Source organism: Rhizobium sp. ERR 1071 (assembly GCF_007828675.1).
GTDB classification, from domain to species: Bacteria; Pseudomonadota; Alphaproteobacteria; order Rhizobiales; family Rhizobiaceae; genus Rhizobium; species Rhizobium dioscoreae.
The window spans coordinates 12,131-27,730 of the sequence record NZ_VITM01000006.1 but is presented as its reverse complement, the minus strand read 5'-3'; the positions used below and the strand labels follow the sequence as shown (position 1 = coordinate 27,730).

The 15,600-nt window shown below is 59.2% G+C and carries 17 protein-coding genes; 9 read left to right on the top strand and 8 right to left on the bottom strand.

Annotated elements, in window-relative coordinates:
* Position 1: 1 nt before the first annotated feature.
* On the top strand, positions 2 to 1,480 hold the full coding sequence (locus FBZ99_RS21005; RefSeq protein ID WP_113350910.1) for an aldehyde dehydrogenase: 1,479 nt from the start codon (positions 2 to 4) through the stop codon (positions 1,478 to 1,480).
* Positions 1,481 to 1,567: 87 nt separating this feature from the next.
* Here FBZ99_RS21005 and FBZ99_RS21000 read toward each other — a convergent pair whose 3' ends face one another.
* The gene (locus tag FBZ99_RS21000) at positions 1,568 to 2,080 is read right to left on the bottom strand and encodes a flavin reductase (protein WP_015342805.1); all 513 of its coding nucleotides are present in this window, start codon (positions 2,078 to 2,080) and stop codon (positions 1,568 to 1,570) included.
* 10 nt (positions 2,081 to 2,090) lie between these two features.
* On the bottom strand, positions 2,091 to 3,653 hold the full coding sequence (locus FBZ99_RS20995; RefSeq protein ID WP_113329273.1) for a 4-hydroxyphenylacetate 3-hydroxylase N-terminal domain-containing protein: 1,563 nt from the start codon (positions 3,651 to 3,653) through the stop codon (positions 2,091 to 2,093).
* Between the two features lie 95 nt (positions 3,654 to 3,748).
* Here FBZ99_RS20995 and FBZ99_RS20990 point away from each other — a divergent pair, with 95 nt between their 5' ends.
* Entirely contained in the window at positions 3,749 to 4,642 is an 894-nt protein-coding gene (locus FBZ99_RS20990; protein WP_113329272.1) for a helix-turn-helix domain-containing protein, read from the top strand.
* Positions 4,643 to 4,680: 38 nt separating this feature from the next.
* Here the strand turns inward: FBZ99_RS20990 and FBZ99_RS20985 are convergent, their stop codons facing one another.
* Complete coding sequence (locus tag FBZ99_RS20985; protein ID WP_113389520.1) at positions 4,681 to 5,508, bottom strand: helix-turn-helix domain-containing protein; 828 nt, start codon at positions 5,506 to 5,508, stop codon at positions 4,681 to 4,683.
* Between the two features lie 97 nt (positions 5,509 to 5,605).
* Here FBZ99_RS20985 and FBZ99_RS20980 point away from each other — a divergent pair, with 97 nt between their 5' ends.
* A complete protein-coding gene (locus tag FBZ99_RS20980; RefSeq protein ID WP_113350912.1) occupies positions 5,606 to 6,535 on the top strand; it encodes a phytanoyl-CoA dioxygenase family protein in 930 nt (309 codons plus the stop codon).
* Positions 6,536 to 6,575: 40 nt separating this feature from the next.
* Here the strand turns inward: FBZ99_RS20980 and FBZ99_RS20975 are convergent, their stop codons facing one another.
* Positions 6,576 to 7,370 (bottom strand): putative nucleotide-diphospho-sugar transferase, encoded by a 795-nt coding sequence (locus FBZ99_RS20975; RefSeq protein ID WP_113350913.1) that lies wholly within the window; start codon positions 7,368 to 7,370, stop codon positions 6,576 to 6,578.
* A gap of 145 nt (positions 7,371 to 7,515) precedes the next feature.
* Here FBZ99_RS20975 and FBZ99_RS33200 point away from each other — a divergent pair, with 145 nt between their 5' ends.
* From FBZ99_RS33200 to FBZ99_RS20965, 3 genes are all read left to right on the top strand, one after another.
* Positions 7,516 to 7,683 carry a hypothetical protein gene (locus FBZ99_RS33200; protein ID WP_173002466.1) on the top strand — a complete coding sequence of 56 codons (168 nt, stop codon included), beginning with the start codon at positions 7,516 to 7,518 and terminating at the stop codon, positions 7,681 to 7,683.
* A 304-nt stretch (positions 7,684 to 7,987) separates the two neighbouring features.
* A complete protein-coding gene (gene sfnG, locus FBZ99_RS20970; RefSeq protein WP_113350914.1) occupies positions 7,988 to 9,091 on the top strand; it encodes a dimethylsulfone monooxygenase SfnG in 1,104 nt (367 codons plus the stop codon).
* 269 nt (positions 9,092 to 9,360) lie between these two features.
* Positions 9,361 to 9,585, top strand: a complete 225-nt coding sequence (locus tag FBZ99_RS20965; RefSeq protein ID WP_113329267.1) for a hypothetical protein — start codon at positions 9,361 to 9,363, stop codon at positions 9,583 to 9,585.
* 72 nt (positions 9,586 to 9,657) lie between these two features.
* Here the strand turns inward: FBZ99_RS20965 and FBZ99_RS20960 are convergent, their stop codons facing one another.
* The gene (locus FBZ99_RS20960; RefSeq protein ID WP_113350915.1) at positions 9,658 to 10,137 is read right to left on the bottom strand and encodes a pyridoxamine 5'-phosphate oxidase family protein; all 480 of its coding nucleotides are present in this window, start codon (positions 10,135 to 10,137) and stop codon (positions 9,658 to 9,660) included.
* A gap of 59 nt (positions 10,138 to 10,196) precedes the next feature.
* A complete protein-coding gene (locus tag FBZ99_RS20955; protein WP_233788653.1) occupies positions 10,197 to 10,463 on the bottom strand; it encodes a hypothetical protein in 267 nt (88 codons plus the stop codon).
* Between the two features lie 274 nt (positions 10,464 to 10,737).
* Between FBZ99_RS20955 and FBZ99_RS20950 the strand changes: the two genes are divergently transcribed.
* The 3 genes from FBZ99_RS20950 to FBZ99_RS20940 all read left to right on the top strand — a co-directional run bounded on the left by FBZ99_RS20950 (position 10,738) and on the right by FBZ99_RS20940 (position 12,959).
* Positions 10,738 to 11,028, top strand: a complete 291-nt coding sequence (locus FBZ99_RS20950; RefSeq protein WP_113350917.1) for a hypothetical protein — start codon at positions 10,738 to 10,740, stop codon at positions 11,026 to 11,028.
* Positions 11,029 to 11,079: 51 nt separating this feature from the next.
* On the top strand, positions 11,080 to 11,622 hold the full coding sequence (locus FBZ99_RS20945; RefSeq protein ID WP_113350918.1) for a DUF1269 domain-containing protein: 543 nt from the start codon (positions 11,080 to 11,082) through the stop codon (positions 11,620 to 11,622).
* A 218-nt stretch (positions 11,623 to 11,840) separates the two neighbouring features.
* Positions 11,841 to 12,959 carry an FUSC family protein gene (locus FBZ99_RS20940; protein ID WP_113329262.1) on the top strand — a complete coding sequence of 373 codons (1,119 nt, stop codon included), beginning with the start codon at positions 11,841 to 11,843 and terminating at the stop codon, positions 12,957 to 12,959.
* Positions 12,960 to 12,979: 20 nt separating this feature from the next.
* On the opposite strand, the gene manD is transcribed toward FBZ99_RS20940, so the two are convergent.
* Positions 12,980 to 14,182: a D-mannonate dehydratase ManD gene (gene manD / locus FBZ99_RS20935; RefSeq protein WP_145634710.1), complete on the bottom strand. Its 1,203-nt coding sequence runs from the start codon at positions 14,180 to 14,182 to the stop codon at positions 12,980 to 12,982.
* Between the two features lie 30 nt (positions 14,183 to 14,212).
* Complete coding sequence (locus FBZ99_RS20930) at positions 14,213 to 15,526, bottom strand: MFS transporter (protein ID WP_113350920.1); 1,314 nt, start codon at positions 15,524 to 15,526, stop codon at positions 14,213 to 14,215.
* Positions 15,527 to 15,600 lie beyond the last annotated feature (74 nt).

The following is a 15,600-nucleotide window of genomic DNA, read 5'->3' as shown; positions in this document are numbered from 1 at the left end:
GATGCAGGACAAGATCGACCAGCTCCGGACATTATCCGTTTCGCCGCAGGCATTGTTCATCGCAGGTGCCTGGCGCCAGCCGATCAGCGGAGCCGCCATGGACGTCATTTCGCCGATCGATGGAACAAAGCTGACCACGATTGCTGACGCCGGCACGGAGGATGTCGATCTCGCGGTCAAGGCCGCGCGGCAGGCGTTCGAAAAGGGCAGCTGGTCGAAGGCGGCACCGGCCGAACGCAAGAAAGTGCTGCTGAAGATTGCCGAACTGATTGAGAAGAACGCGCTCGAGCTCGCCGTCCTCGGCGTGCGCGACAACGGCACTGAAATCTCGATGGCGCTGAAGGCCGAGCCCGGCAGCGCCGCAGGCACGTTCCGTTACTATGCCGAGGCGATCGACAAGGTTTATGGGGAGATCGCGCCGACGGCGGAGAATATTCTCGGTCTGGTCCACCGCGAAGCCATCGGTGTCGTTGCCGCTATCGTACCGTGGAATTTTCCGATGATGATCGGCGCCTGGAAGATCGCACCGGCGCTCGCCGCAGGCAATTCCGTCGTGCTGAAGCCGGCCGAGGGCGCGTCGCTGACGCTGCTCAGGCTCGCCGAAATTTGCGCCGAAGCGGGATTGCCCGAAGGCGTGCTCAACGTCGTGACTGGCCGAGGTGCGGTCTGCGGCGAGGCGCTGGGGCTGCACATGGAGGTCGATGTGCTTGCCTTCACCGGTTCCGGCCCTGTCGGGCGGCGGCTCCTGGAATATTCGGCGCGTTCTAACCTGAAGCGCGTCTATCTGGAGCTTGGCGGCAAGTCGCCGAACATCGTCTTTGCCGATGCGCCCGATCTCGATCATGCGGCCAAGGTTTCCGCCTATGGCATCTTCCGCAATTCCGGCCAGGTCTGTGTCGCCGGCTCCCGGTTGCTTGTGGAGAAGTCGATTCATGAAGCCTTCTCCGAGAAGGTGGCTCGCATCGCCGAAAGCATGAAAGCCGGCGATCCCCTGCAGCTGACGACGGAGGCAGGGGCGATTTCCAGCGAGATCCAGCTGAAGAAGGATCTTGGCTACGTCTCGCAGGCGCTGTCGGAGGGTGCATCGTTGCGCACTGGTGGTTCGCGTATTCTCGAGGAGACGGGCGGTTATTACATGCGGCCGACCGTATTCGACGTGAAGCCGTCGATGACCCTGGCGCGGGAAGAGGTCTTCGGGCCGATCCTGTCGATCATTCCCTTTGAAGGTGAAGCAGAGGCCCTGCGGATCGCCAATGCCACGGAATATGGCCTTGCCTCGGCCGTCTGGACATCGAACCTGTCGCAGGCTCATCGAATGGTCCGGGGCATCCGCGCCGGCGTGGTGCATGTCAATACCTATGGCGGTGCCGATAACAGCGTACCACTTGGTGGCGTCAAACAATCCGGCAATGGCCACGACAAATCGCTGCATGCGCTCGACAAGTATGTCGATCTGAAGACGGCCTGGATTCAGCTCTGACAGATTGTTTTATTACGCAAGAAGGGGTGCCGCGTTATCGCCGGCCCCCTTTTTTGCTCCCACGATCGATAGCTGTTCCTGCGGCACCTAGCCGCCGAAGCTCCCCGTCTGGGTCGGCACATGCACATAGTTGCGGTCGAAATAGAGCAGCGCATGCCCATCCTTGCGGCTGCGGATATCCATCACTTCGCCGATAAAGATATGGTGCGTGCCGACCAAGCGCGCTTCCGTCAGCCGGCAATCGAAGGAGACGATGGCATCGGAAAGCGCCTGGCTGCCAGAGCGGAAGTTGATCCATTCCGCGGCGGCGTAGCGCTCTTCCATGTCGGCGCGTTGGCCGGCGAAATAACCGGCCAGTTCCTTGTGCTCCTGCGTCAGAACATTGACGCAGAAGCGGCGATTATCGAGGAAGAGGCTAGTTTGCGCCGAGCGGCTGTTCATGCAGACCAGCAGCGTCGGCGGTTCGTCGGTGACGCTGCACATGGCGGTGGCGGTAAAGCCGCCGCGGCCGGCGGGGCCGTTGGTGGTGATGACATTCACCGGTGCGCAAACCCTGGCCATGGCGTTGCGAAATTCTGTTTTCGAGAGTTGCTCCTCCATGGCAACGTCCTCACTCGGCGGCGTTGCGGACGGGGGAGGTGTCACCCAAAGGCGGCAACCACGTATCTCCGGTCCAGCCATTCTCGTCGTAATCGCTCATGCACTGATCGACGAGCGCTTCCATTTCCTTCAGCCGGCCGCCGCGCTCGGCACCCTTCAGCACCTGCAGGCGGACTTCCTCCGGCGCGCCGGCATAGTTGAGCTCGTAAAGGGCATGGCGTCCGCCGAACTCGGTGCCGGTGGCGTCCCACAGCAGCTTCATGATCTTGATGCGCTCGATATGACCCATGTCGTTGGAACCGCGTACATATTGCGCGAGGTAGCGGTCGATCTCCGGATTACCGAAATCCTTGGCCGAGGAAGGCAGATAGATCAGCCCGGACGCGATGACTTTGCGGACCGTTTCGATGACGCGGGGATAGGCCTCTGACATGAAGGTGCGGTAGGAGAGGGCCGCTTCCATGTTTGGCAGCACCGCGCCATTCGCCCAGGGCTGCGGATTGTAGGCCATGGCATTAGAGAAGGACCAGAACATGTGGCGAAGTGCGATGACCTCGCCAAGTGCCGCCTGATTGCCGCGGAAGGCATCGCCGCCGGTCGCGCGCAGCGCCTTAGCCAGCAATCCGGCGATGAAATCGAGCTTCACGGCGAAACGCGTGCAGCCCTGGAAGCAATAGCCATGCATGAAGCCCGAAGCGGGGTGGAAGGAGAGGATCTTTGCCGCGTCGCGCAGCACAAGCACATCCTCCCAGGGCACGAAGACATTGTCGAGCACCAGAATGGCGTCGTTCTCATCGAAGCGTGACGACAGCGGATAGTCGAAGGGATGTCCCACAGTATTGGCGGTCTGCTCATAGGAGACGCGGCAGAACATCTTAATGCCAGGCGCATTCATCGGAACGATGAACATGACAGAGAGCGACGGGTCTTCCGTGACCGTCGCCGAACTCTGGGCGAGGAAATTATAGTGGGTCAGTGCGGAGGATGTCGCCACCACCTTGGCACCGGAGACATAGATGCCAGCATCGGTCTCCTTGGTAATGTGGACGAAGACATCCTTGACGGCATCGGCGGGCTTGTGGCGGTCGATCGGCGGATTGACGATCGCATGGTTCATGAAGAGCACGGATTCCTGCGCGCGCTTATGCCAGGAAAGCGCATTGTCCTTGAACGGGCCGTACCAGTCGGCATTAGCGCCGAGTGTATTCATAAGGGCCGCCTTGTAATCTGCGGTGCGGCCCATCCAGCCATAGGACATGCGCGCCCAATCGGCGATGGCGCCCTGCTGTGCCACAAGCTCGGCGGAAGATTTCGCCACTCGGAAGTATTTGTGGGTATAGCCGCCCGATCCCGTATCCGTCGGCGAGGTCAGACGTTCCTTAGTCTTTTCGTCATGCAGCGCGTCGTACATGCGGGCGAGTGAGCGGACGGAGTTGCGCATGGCGGGATGCGCAGTCACATCAGCGATGCGCTCGCCATTGATATAGACTTCGCGGCCATCGCGCAGGCTTTCCAGATATTCGGCGCCGGTAAACGGACGGGTCTTGTCGCTGCGGTGATCTTCAGCTCGCATCTCGTATTCCTCCCTTGAGATCATGATCAATGCTACGTCCGAACCCTCGGCGCGACCATGGACAAAGGGGGCAATTCGCTGGTACTTTTTCCGGCATGTCGCAGAAGAACGAAATCCCGAATTTCTTTGTCTATGGCGTGCCGAGCCGGGCGCTTGACGTCGGATTTCTGCACGTGGAAACGGTCATGGACCGCAAAACGCTGCATTTTGGGCATGTCGCGTCTCATAAACACCCGTTGATGGGGCAGATCACCTATTGGTACAAGGGCGACGGTCGCTACCGGATCGAGGATCGGACTTGGAATTTTTCCGCTCCGACGATCAGCTTCGTGCCGAGTAACATCATTCATGGATTCGATGTCGACGATCAGTCCGATGCCATCGTCGTCTCGATATCGGACGATACTTTAAAGGCTTTGGTACCTCAGGTGGATCTAAGCCTTGACGTGCCGACCTTTCTGACGGCACGGCCGGGCGATCCTTCCTGGCAAAAGATCGACACGCTGCTGCAAATGGTCAGCGCCGAATATCGCGAGCGCGGCGGCCAAAGCGAAAAAGTCATGCTGGGGCTGATCGGCGTCGTGCTGTCGCTGATGAACCGGCTTGGCGGCAGCGCGGCGCTGCCTTCAGCTTCACCGACCGTGACGCTTGCCTTGGCGCTACGCAGCGCCATAGACCGCCATTACAAGAGCGATTGGCCGGTCGGCACCTATGTCGACCTGCTCGCCACGACGCCGCATCTGCTCGATAAGGCGGCGCGCGAGGTGTTCGGGCACAGTGTCAAGGAGATGCTTTTGGACCGGCGGCTGCTGGAAGCCAAGCGTCTGCTGATGTTCACCATCCGCTCCGTCGAGGATATTGGTCGTGAAGTAGGCTTTGAAGATCCCGCCTATTTCTCACGCTTTTTTCGCAAGCGGGTGGGGGAGGCACCGGCGGCCTGGCGGCGCCGGAATTTGGAGCGAGCGCCGTCGGGGAATGATGCGGCTTGACAAGGGCCGTTGCGACGTGTTCGGCCTATCTTGATCGATCAGCTTCTCCGGTAGCGGGCGCGAAAATCGCGCGGCGTGCAGTTTTCGCGCTCATGGAACAGCCGGGAGAAGTAGAACGGATCATCGAATCCGACTTTTGAGGCGATGATCTCGATCTTGTCATCCGTCATCGTCAGCAACTCCTTTGCACGGTCCATGCGCACGCGAAGCTGAAACCCCTTCGGCGGCAACCCGACTTCCGCCGAAATTTTTCGGCGCAGCGTGGCGGGCGACATGCCGCATTCAGCTGCAAAAGCCGCCATGTCGAGAGCTTCTGTTGCTCTTTGGCGAAGAGCCTCGATGATCTCGCCGATATCCGAGCCTTGCCGAGGAGAGGGAGCGATCTGGCTCGCCTGCCGTGCAGCCAGAATGACGATCTGATGAAGAGCGGATGAAGCAGCTGCTCTTGATAGGTTGGTGTCTTCGATAAGGTCGTCGTGGATGGAGCCGAAGAGACGCTGCACATTATCGAGATTACGAAGGGTGGTAAGCGGATTCTGCTCGCTGATGAGGCGCAGTCGCAGGAAGTCGCGCACGAGAGAGCCTTCGAAAAGCGCCCATCGCTCACTCCAGCCTTGCGCATCGGGACCATAAGAGTGCTGGCGGTTCGGGAAGAGCCAAAAGAGCGCCGGGCCTTTCACGCTTCTGCGGCCGCCGGCATCCGTTTCGAGAAAGCCTTGGCCGCTTTCGACGAGCACCACCGCATAGCTCGGCAGCTTCCGTGCTTTAACGGCATGCATGGCATGCTGCCTGCCGCTGCCGGTGACGGCCAGTCCTCCGGTGGAGGCAAGTGGCGAGCGGTAGATGGCATGTGTTGTCGATGTCATGGTGAGCGAAAAGTCCAGTATCACTTTCGTCCATGTAGTGAAGCATCGCTGGCTGCTAGATTCAATGGGCAATCAAATCAAACCGTAGGCGAGTGAAATGTCGATTCCCATGCAGAGCGTCCTTTCCGACAAAAGTGCACTTAACCTTGTTGCCAATGGAAAGGTTCTCTCCACCGCGCCCCATCGGCTCGGTTATCTCACCCCGACCGATCCGTGCATCGGTGTTGAGGCAATCCGCACGCTCTACGAGGAGAACGGCTATGTGTGGCTCAAGGGATTTCTGCCGCGCAAGGACGTGATCGATTTTCGCGGCTGGGTCTTCAGTCACATGGCGAAGACGGGGCTGGTCGAGAAGGGAACGGATCCGAGGGATGGGATATCGTCCGCTTCGGCGCCGGAAGGCAGAGAGGTCGATCGTTGCCTGATGTCGCTCGTGCGCTCGGTCGCCTATGAGGGCTTCTGCGCGCAGCCGCGTCTTTCGCGCTTCATGGATGCATTCCTCTCGGGCATCTCCTATCTGCATAAGCGCAAGATCATGCGCCATGTGCGGCCGGGAACGGCGACGGCGACGCCGGCGCATTATGATCTGGTCTATCTTCGGGGCGGCACCAGCCGGATCGTCACGGCATGGATACCGATCGGCGATATCCCGGTTGAAATGGGCGGACTGACCTATCTGGAGGGATCGCACGCAATCGGCCTAGAGATGGAGCGGGAGTTTGGCGAAAAGAACAGGGACCTCAGCCCCGAAGAGCGTGTCAGCGCGTTCAACCGCAATATGACGGAGGGTGGCTGGGTTTCGAAAGATCTGCCTGGCATGGCTGAGCGCTTCGACACGCGCTGGCTGGTCGCCGATTATGAGGCGGGCGACGTCATGCTCCATTCACCGTTCATGATCCACGCCGCCACCACCAATCAGGACGGCCAGCGCAGACTGCGCCTTTCCACCGATATTCGCTATCAGAATGTCGAGGATGAGATCGATGCGCGATGGAACAATCATTGGACGCTGGGCGACATGCTGTGATTCAGGTTTGATCGTGTGGCAGGCTCGTTCGAAGCGTGCCCTAATTGTCACCGTTTAGGACGCGCTCGATTTCCTCGACACGATCGCGACGGCGCTTCAGCCGTTTGCCGATGCGGCCAAACCAGCGTTTGCGCTTGGTCGCCTCGCGGCTTGCCTGGAGCTGTTCGATGAAGACCTCGCTGACGGCACCATTCTCGACCCGATCGAATATCCAGCAGAATGACGCAGGCAGTCTGGCTACACGGAATTGGGGCTTCGCGCTCGCTGCGTCCTCGGCGATGATTTCCTCCAGAACCACCTGATCCCACACGTCAGGCTTGGCAAGACATCCTTCCCGCCAGCGCTCGATGAGCTCCGCCGCGCCGGGCGTGTCGTTGATGAGAATCGTCGCGCTGATAAGACGGGCATCGAACTCATAGTAGACTGCAATATCGCATTCGAGTTTACGAAGCTCTTGCCAGGGATTGCGGTGGAAGACTGCATCGACGTCGACATAAAGAATAGGCCCGCGCAGCCTCGCCCTTTCCTGCAGAAGGAAGCCGGGTTTCAGCCCGGCATTCAGTACCCAGCTGCCGGCGCTGGGCACTGCCGTTGCATGTACCTTCAGCCCGATCCGCTCCGCCGAATGGGCCATACGCTCCTTTTCCTGTTCGTAAAAACTGCCTTCGGTAAAAAACGCCACAATCGGGCCGTCGGCGCTGGTTGCCGCGGATTTGCGTTCGGCCAGATCCTGTTCTGCCGGGAAGGGGACGATCAATGCACGCTGCTGCGGGCTCCAGGGGCGAATTTTATTGAGGATATTCAAGAAGGCACCTTCGGGATGTGTGAGCTTCAATCGACTATCCGCCACCCCGAAGCGTAGCGGACAAGATTGAGAGTTTGGATGAATGGAGCATTTAATCTGGCCGATGGCGGAAACGTCACATCGTTGGCGTTCGTACAGGATTGGCAAACCATTTGATCTTCGCTAATCGATTGTCATGTCCGATAATGTCATCAAGTTTGAACGCCGTCCGAAGCCGAAACCGCCGAGACAAACGCCTCCCTGGCTCAAGCGTTTGCTGGCGATTTTGGCCATCATTGCATTTTTCGTAGCAGCCTTTGCTTATTTCACGCTGAAGAACGGCGGAGCCGGCCCAACATTCTGACAGCTCGAGACCTATGCGATCTCGGGTCGATTGTCCGATCAGGTATGGGGACGGCGGCGCTTTGATTTGCGCGCTTTGCGGCTGCATTATGGCCTTCGACGGCCGTTCCACCTTTGGGCCCCAAGCTTCCTTGTCACGTCATCGTCCCCATCGGGCGAGGTTCGCAACGCAGCTTTTTCGCAAAACAGCTGAAACTTGGGATAGGTTTGTTCGATAATCTAGAGAATCTATAGAATGTAATCGCAATGGGTTGGAATCTTCATCCTTGTACTCGGCAGAGGACAATTCAAACCGGGAGATATCAATGAGCGATGCGAACAGAGACGCTTTGAAATTCGCCTATTGGGTGCCGAATGTGTCGGGCGGGTTGGTCATCTCGAACATCGAGCAGCGCACGAGCTGGACGATCGACTACAACAGAAAGCTTGCGCAGATCGCCGAGGCGAGTGGTTTCGACTATGCGCTGAGCCAGATACGCTTCACGGCGGGCTACGGCGCGGAGTTTCAGCATGAATCCGTTTCCTTCAGCCATGCCCTGCTGGAATCGACGACGAAATTGAAAGTCATTGCGGCAATCCTGCCCGGGCCATGGACGCCGGCGCTGGCAGCGAAGCAGATCGCCACCATCAACCACCTGACCAACGGCCGCGTCGCCGTCAATATCGTCAGCGGCTGGTTTCGCGGCGAGTTCGCGGCCATCGGCGAGCACTGGCTCGATCATGACGAGCGCTACCGCCGCTCGGAGGAGTTCATCCGGGCGCTGCGCGGCATCTGGACCGAAGACAGCTTCACTTTCCGTGGCGATTTCTATCGGTTTACCGATTATTCGCTGAAGCCGAAGCCGATCGATCCGCAGCCGGAAATTTTCCAGGGTGGCTCGTCGCGTGCGGCCCGCGACATGGCCTCGCGCGTATCCGACTGGTATTTCACCAATGGCAACACGCCCGAGGAGATTGCCAAGCAGGTGGACGATATCCAATCCAAGGCAAAAGCGAACGGCCATCATGTGCGCATCGGCGTCAACGCCTTCGCGATCGTGCGCGAGACGGAAGAGGAGGCCAAGGCGGTTCTTGCCGAGATTGTCGAGAAAGCCAATCCCGATGCCGTCAAGGCCTTCGGGCACGAGGTGAAGAATGCCGGCAAGGCTTCACCGGAAGGCGAGGGCAATTGGGCGAAATCCAGCTTCGAAGATCTGGTGCAGTATAATGACGGTTTCCGCTCTAACCTGATCGGCACACCGCAGCAGGTTGCCGAGCGCATTATCGCTCTGAAGCAGGCGGGTGCCGATCTGATCCTTCTCGGCTTCCTGCATTTCCAGGAGGAGGTCGAATATTTCGGCAAGCACGTCATTCCGCTGGTGCGTGCGCTTGAGGAAACTCGGGATGCTGTTGCTGTGGCTGCGGAGTAAGCGCTTTCCCCACGTAACACCGCTTTGATCTCCTGCGCTTTTCAAAGCTGGCGCCCCATATTTCGGCGAACCGCGGCAGCGATATGCAAACGACCTCCCTCACCGGCAAGATTTTCCTTTGCCGGCGAGCGGGATCTTTTCCCAGATATTTCAATCGATTGATGGAGATATTTCATACTGACGCGGCCTGGTCACGGGTGGAAGTTTATCCCTAAGTTTCTATATTCGAGGGATGCTCATGGTCTGACAAACAGGAAGAGGAGCAGGACATGATATTGACTTCACAAGACGTCACCTCCGTACTCGGCCCTGTAGACGAGACCCTTATCGCTGATATCGTTGCGACAGGTGCAACGCCGACGGAACTGTCCGAGGCATGGGCTTGGGTCAACAGCGATGAGGCTTTGATCGGCGAAGGCCGCCATCTGCCAGACGGCAAGGTGGCAGCGCTGGTGGATCTGCTTTCCGCCGATGACGAGGAATGGGAAGAATAGCAATTCGCGCCCTTCTCAGGGCTTGAGGCAAGCCATGTCGCCATCTATGCGCGGCATGGCTCCAGCTAAAGGCTAAAGCTCGACCTTTACATTGTCGCCCATGTCGGGTCTTCTATTCGAGACTGCGGCGGCCGCCATCTTGATGTAGCTGATGATGCTGCCGGGGCTATCCCAATATTCGGCGAAGACAGGTGTTACCTTCAAAACACGGATCGAAGGATCATCGGCACTATCCCACCAGGCCCTGGCGCCCGTGGACCAGAGATCCCTGACGCGTTCGCGGTCGTTGCTGACTTCAGCCGTTCCGGATATCGAAACATATTTCTGACCCCTGGTGTCGGCAAAGGCGAGGCAGACATTCGGCCAGCGGGCGATCTCCTCATCCTTGTGGCCCGCAACATCCGTCAGGAAATAGATTGCATTTTCAATTGGCTCCGGATGCGCCGCCATCGGCCGGGCGCGCAGGCTGCCGGATATTTGCGTGGTCAACATGCAAAAGCCGATCTTGTCGACCAGCTCCCAAACGCGGGCGTTTTCGTCGGTCTCGGTCATGGCTGTCTCCTGTTCTTGATTGCAAAAGGATGGAGCGGGTGAAATCATCCCGATGAAGCCTACGGCTGCTCGCGGGTTCCTGGTGCAGCCTCACGCTCATCCGCATCTTCGAGATCGCTCTTTACGACAAAGGCATCGTCGTGCTGGCGCACGGCCTCCTTCTCCGCTTCGATATTGGGCAGGTCGTCGGGAGTGCGCTCCTTGACGTGCTCCGACGTCGCGTCGATCTCGCCTTTGGTCTGGTCGGCCGGAACGGATCCGATGCCATGATGCGTAGCGTCATGCTCGGTCCTTGCATGGCCTTTGTCTTGTTGCGTGTCCGTCATGTCGATTTTCCTGTTCGTCTGATCCGTAAGATCTCGCGTCATGTCGAATGCAGCAGGGCCGGGAGCTTTTCCGCGTGAAAAGGCGGCCGGGCCATATCAATCAAACCGTACGGCAGCCGCATTGTTCCGTATCGGCTGGGGCGTAATGACAAGGTTTCGCGGCCGGCGGGATGAGTAGAAGGGAACCTTGAACCCGAATTTACGTCTTCCTACGTGAGTAGCAGTCGAGGCTTTATGAGCTCGGCTGCAATCACGTCTGTTAGGAGTGACCAAAATGGAAGATAGAACCAGAACCATCGAAGACCTCACCGTCGAAGAGCGCGAGGAAATCCTCATCGACGCCGCCCGGACGCTGGAGGGCAACGCACGCGAGGCTCTCGTCGAAGGCAATCAGCAATTTGCGGCGCTTTCCACCAATATGGCGCAAGCGATCCGCATCCATGCCGACGAACTGGCGCGCGACAATCCCGAACAAGCGGAAGAATTGCTGCAGCAGGCTGTCGCAATGATCTCGCAGTTCAATGCTACTCATCCTTACCGGTTGATCAGCACGGCTGTTCACTAGTCGGCCCGATGCCCTACTTCTTGTCTCGACAACACCACCCGGAGGATTTCGATGTCAGAACTCATAGTGCTTGGTTTCGATGATGCCGATAAGGCGGATGCTATCCTTAATCGTCTCGTTCAGCTCGAGAAGGAATATCTGATCGATCTGGAAGATGCCGTTATCGCCATTCGCGACGAATCCGGTAAGGTCCGTCTCAAGCAGAGTGTCAATCTGACCGCTGCCGGTGCCGCAAGCGGCGGTCTTTCGGGTGCGTTATGGGGCTCGCTCGTTGGCCTGATCTTCCTCAATCCTCTTGCGGGCCTGGTGGTCGGCGGTGCGATCGGTGCCGGCTCCGGTGCTCTCGCCGGATCGATGGCCGATTACGGCATCGATGACGGCCTCATCGAAAAGCTCGCCGAAACCATTCCGGTGCATAGTTCCGCGCTCTTCCTGCTGATCCGCAAGGTTCAGCCCGAGAAGGTCCTCGCCGAATTCAAGGGCGAGCATGCGCGGCTGTTGCGCACCTCGCTTTCACCGGAACAGGAAGCACGGCTGCGACAAGTTCTCGTTGAGGAGACCTCGCCGACGTCTGCGGCGTCCGCCACCGTTTGAGCGTAAAATCCGATCCGTAGCGGTCAGTCAAAGCCGTGCTTCCGCAGAGGACACGGCGAGCCATCGGATGATTTGCCATTATTCGCTCTCCTTCCATATCAGGCCGAACACTGCCATTGTAATTCGCGGGTTCATCCCGCGATCGGCGTTGCAGCAGGGGAGGGGGCAAGACCCTAACGGCCATTGTCAGCATACGTTTTCAGACCAAAAGTAGCGCGATGACCGAACCCGTATCGCCTCAAAGCCAGCCCCCGCCAAAGCCCAGGATATCGCTGATCCAGACCAAGCGCGCGGCGGTGCAGGCGTTGCGTGTCATGATCGCCTGCACGATCACCTATGCCGTCTCCCAGCTTCTGCAACTTCAGCAAGGCTATTGGGCCGTCTTCACGGTGCTGATCGTCATGCAGGCATCTGTCGGCGCCACCGCCGGCATGGCTGTCGACCGTCTGGTGGCGACCGTCGCCGGAGCTATGCTCGGAGGAGCAGCGGTGTTCGTCACACCGCACGAGCCGCTCGCTATCGGGATCGCACTTATCTGTGTCGTCGGCTTTTCTAGCTTTGTGTCGGCGCGCGTGCCTCGCCTGCGCAATGCAGGGCTGACGGCGGCGATCGTCATGCTGACGCATTCCGCCGCCGTTCCCGTCGAGATTTTCGTCATCGACCGCATCGCCGAGATCACGTTGGGCGGTGTCGTGGGCGTGCTCGCCAGCCTCTTCATCCTGCCGACGCGTTCGCGGACCATGGTGCTCGATCGTTTCGGATCGGCCCTCGATGTCATGGCGCAGATATTGCGCACTCTGGCAACCGCAGTCGAAAAAGGAGAGCCGGTCTCGGCTTCCGAAGCCAATATCGCGCTGCGTCAATCGCTGATGGCAACGGAAACGCTTTTGACCGACGCCCAGCGCGAGCGCGCCTTCTGGTTGACGAGGCATGGGATTTCTGAGGCCATCCCTCGCTCTCTCTGGCGCATTCGCAACGACATGACCTATGTCAGCCATATCGTGGAAACGCCCTTCCCACCGGCGATCGTCGAAGCGATCGGGCCGCAAGCAGGGCAAGTGCTCGAGGCACAGGCCCGCTTCGCGGAAGCATGTGGCCGGGCGCTTCGTTCAGGCGGCGAGATCGATCCCAAGGTGCTCTCCGCCGGTGATGAGGCCTTCGAAGCCGCTTTCAGCGCTCTGCAGAATTCGACAGAGGCCCAATCGATGGGCTTCAGCGAAACCGGCCGTCTATTCGGCCTTGATTTCACCTTGCGCCGGATGCGGCAGAATTTTTTGGATCTTGCCGACCGCATCCGCGAAAGCGATGTCAATGAAAAGGCCGGCGGGCTCGGGTAAGCCGGCCGGCCCTGAAACAATCACCAACTCCACATGGTCCCATCGGAAAGCCGCGCGACGTCGAGATAGGCCTGCCGATACGGATATTTCTCGGCCGCTTTCTCGTCGAAGTCGACGCCGTGGCCCGGCTTTTCGCCGCTGTAGAGATGGCCGTCCTTCAGATGCCATTCGTGAGGGAAGACGTTTTTGGCTTCGTCCGGATGGAAGGCATATTCCTGAATGCCGAAATTCGGCACCCAGCGATCGAAGTGCAGAGCAGCGCCCATCGTGATCGGCGACATGTCGGCCGCGCCATGGCAGGCCGTGCGGATGTGATAGAGGCCGGCGAGATCGGCGATGCGCCGCACATGGGTGATGCCGCCGGCATGCAGCGGCGTCGTGCGGATATAGTCGATCAGCTCTTCCTGGATCAGCTGGCGGCAATCATGGATCGAGTTGAAGACCTCGCCGAGTGCGAGCGGCGTGGTCGAGTGCTGGCGGATGAGGCGGAAGGATTCTTGGTTTTCGGCTGGAACTGCGTCTTCGAGCCAGAAGAGCCTGTGGCGCTCCACGTCCTTCGCAAGCCCTGCCGCTTCCTGCGGCGTCAGGCGATGGTGGACGTCGTGCAGCAGGTGGAGATCATAACCGAAGCGATCGCGCAGATGGTCGAGGAGCTTCGGCAGGAACCGCAGATAGGTCGGCGTATCCCATAGCGTTTCCCGTGGCTTGTCTTCCGCCTGGGCCAGCGAACCGACCTTTTCGACGCCATAGGTGATGGGCAGGCCGGGAACGGCGCTCTGCACGCGGATTGCCTTCCAGCCCTGTTCCTTGAAGGCGGCGACCTTGTCGCCTGTTTCCTCGATCGTCTCGCCGTTGGCATGGGTATAGGCCAGCATATGCGTGCGGCTGGCGCCACCGAGCAGTTGATAGAGCGGCATGTTGGCCGCCTTGGCTTTGATGTCCCACAGCGCTACGTCCACGGCGGCGATTGCCGCCATAGTGATCGGGCCGCGGCGCCAATAGGCACCCTTGTAGAAATACTGCCAGATATCCTCGATCTGCGATGCATCGCGGCCGATGAGGCAGGGAACGAGGTGATCCTGCAAATAGGAGGCGACGGCCAGTTCGCGGCCGTTCACCGTGGCGTCGCCGATGCCGTAAATCCCTTCGTCCGTCTCGATCTTGAGCGTGACAAAGTTGCGTCCGGGCGAGCAGACGATGACCTTCGCATTGGTGATTTTCATGGGAACCCTTTCATGGTCTAAGGATCTAAATCATGCCTTCGGATCGGCGATCGGTTCGATGCGGCCGAGGACGAAGACATAGGAGACGATGCCGATCGCCAGCATCGCGCCGGCCAGAAGGAAGGCGCGGCTGAAGGACTGCGTAGCGCCGACGATGAAGCCGGTGATGATCGGCGCGGCGATGCCGGTGACGCTGTTGAGGAAGTTCATGATGCCGCCAACCGTGGCCGCGCCACCTTTGGGAGCGATCAGCGCAGGGATCGACCATCCGGCCGGTGCGGCAGCGGCAAGGCCGCTCAGCGAAATCGTGATCCAGAGAATGGCCCAATAGGGATCGGCCGTGAGGCCGGCGCCGACGACGGCAAGACCCATCAGCATGCCGAAAACGATGATCGACTTGCGAACCTTGGATTCGTCGTGGCCCTTGCGGATGAGATGGTCGATCAGCCAGCCGCCGATCAGGAGATCCGAGATCGTCGCAAAGATCCATGGGATCGTCGTGAAGCTTGCCGATTTCAGGATGTCCATATGCATCTCCTTGACCAGATAATCCGGCAGCCAGAAGATGAAGAGGGCGAAAGCATAGCCATAGGCGGCAAAGCCGATCGAAAGGCCCCAGACCTTGCGATTGCGCAGGAGGTAGCCGAGCATGCCGACGGCATTGGCCGAGGCTTCGCCTTCCTGGGCAGCGCCGCCGGCCTTCAGATAGGCCCGCTCCTCATCGGAAAGGTTCCTGTCGACACTGGGGTCGCGGTAGAACAGCCAGAACATGACAAAGAAGACGAAGCTGATGATAGCCGTCGCCAGGAAGCCGCCGCGCCAGCCGAAATGCAGCATCAGGAAGGCGACCAGCGGGATGGCGATGACATTGGAGAATTTCGCGGCAGCATCGAAGAGTGCGGTTGCGAGACCGCGTTCATGGCGCGGGAACCAATAGCCGGTCGCCTTCGAATTGGCCGGGAAGCCCGGAGTTTCCGCTACGCCCAGAAGCATGCGGGAAAGAAAAAGCGTCTGCATGCCCGTCGAAAAGGCCGTGATGACGGAGGCGACACCCCAGGAGAATGTGCTCCAACGCATGACCCGCATTACGCCGAAACGGTCAAGCAGCATTCCGACGGGAATTTGCAGGAAACCGTAGGTCCAGCCGAAGGCGCTGAACAGGATGCCCATTTCTGCAGGGCCGATGTGAAAATCGTCCTGAATGAGCGGCGAAGCGACCGTCAGGTTCACCCGGTCGAAATAATTGACGAGAACGCCGAGCGCGAGAAGCGCGCCGATCCACCAGCGTCGATTGGTGGATGGCCGGCGCATGGCGCCAACAGCTGATGCGTGTTCGATTGTCATAGATTCCTCCCTCTAAGAAATATCACGCTACTAATCTGAAATTTCACATGACGCAATGATTTTGATATAAGCAG

Coding starts and splice junctions, on each gene's coding strand:
- FBZ99_RS33200 (WP_173002466.1), top strand. CDS start 7,516: ATGTCCGATAATGTCATCAAGTTTGAACGCCGTCCGAAGCCGAAACCG.
- FBZ99_RS20960 (WP_113350915.1), bottom strand. CDS start 10,137: ATGACCGAGACCGACGAAAACGCCCGCGTTTGGGAGCTGGTCGACAAG.
- manD (WP_145634710.1), bottom strand. CDS start 14,182: ATGAAAATCACCAATGCGAAGGTCATCGTCTGCTCGCCCGGACGCAAC.
- FBZ99_RS21000 (WP_015342805.1), bottom strand. CDS start 2,080: ATGGAGGAGCAACTCTCGAAAACAGAATTTCGCAACGCCATGGCCAGG.
- FBZ99_RS20955 (WP_233788653.1), bottom strand. CDS start 10,463: ATGACGGACACGCAACAAGACAAAGGCCATGCAAGGACCGAGCATGAC.
- FBZ99_RS20965 (WP_113329267.1), top strand. CDS start 9,361: ATGATATTGACTTCACAAGACGTCACCTCCGTACTCGGCCCTGTAGAC.
- sfnG (WP_113350914.1), top strand. CDS start 7,988: ATGAGCGATGCGAACAGAGACGCTTTGAAATTCGCCTATTGGGTGCCG.
- FBZ99_RS20980 (WP_113350912.1), top strand. CDS start 5,606: ATGTCGATTCCCATGCAGAGCGTCCTTTCCGACAAAAGTGCACTTAAC.
- FBZ99_RS20950 (WP_113350917.1), top strand. CDS start 10,738: ATGGAAGATAGAACCAGAACCATCGAAGACCTCACCGTCGAAGAGCGC.
- FBZ99_RS20945 (WP_113350918.1), top strand. CDS start 11,080: ATGTCAGAACTCATAGTGCTTGGTTTCGATGATGCCGATAAGGCGGAT.
- FBZ99_RS20990 (WP_113329272.1), top strand. CDS start 3,749: ATGTCGCAGAAGAACGAAATCCCGAATTTCTTTGTCTATGGCGTGCCG.
- FBZ99_RS20930 (WP_113350920.1), bottom strand. CDS start 15,526: ATGACAATCGAACACGCATCAGCTGTTGGCGCCATGCGCCGGCCATCC.
- FBZ99_RS20940 (WP_113329262.1), top strand. CDS start 11,841: ATGACCGAACCCGTATCGCCTCAAAGCCAGCCCCCGCCAAAGCCCAGG.
- FBZ99_RS20985 (WP_113389520.1), bottom strand. CDS start 5,508: ATGACATCGACAACACATGCCATCTACCGCTCGCCACTTGCCTCCACC.
- FBZ99_RS20995 (WP_113329273.1), bottom strand. CDS start 3,653: ATGCGAGCTGAAGATCACCGCAGCGACAAGACCCGTCCGTTTACCGGC.
- FBZ99_RS21005 (WP_113350910.1), top strand. CDS start 2: ATGCAGGACAAGATCGACCAGCTCCGGACATTATCCGTTTCGCCGCAG.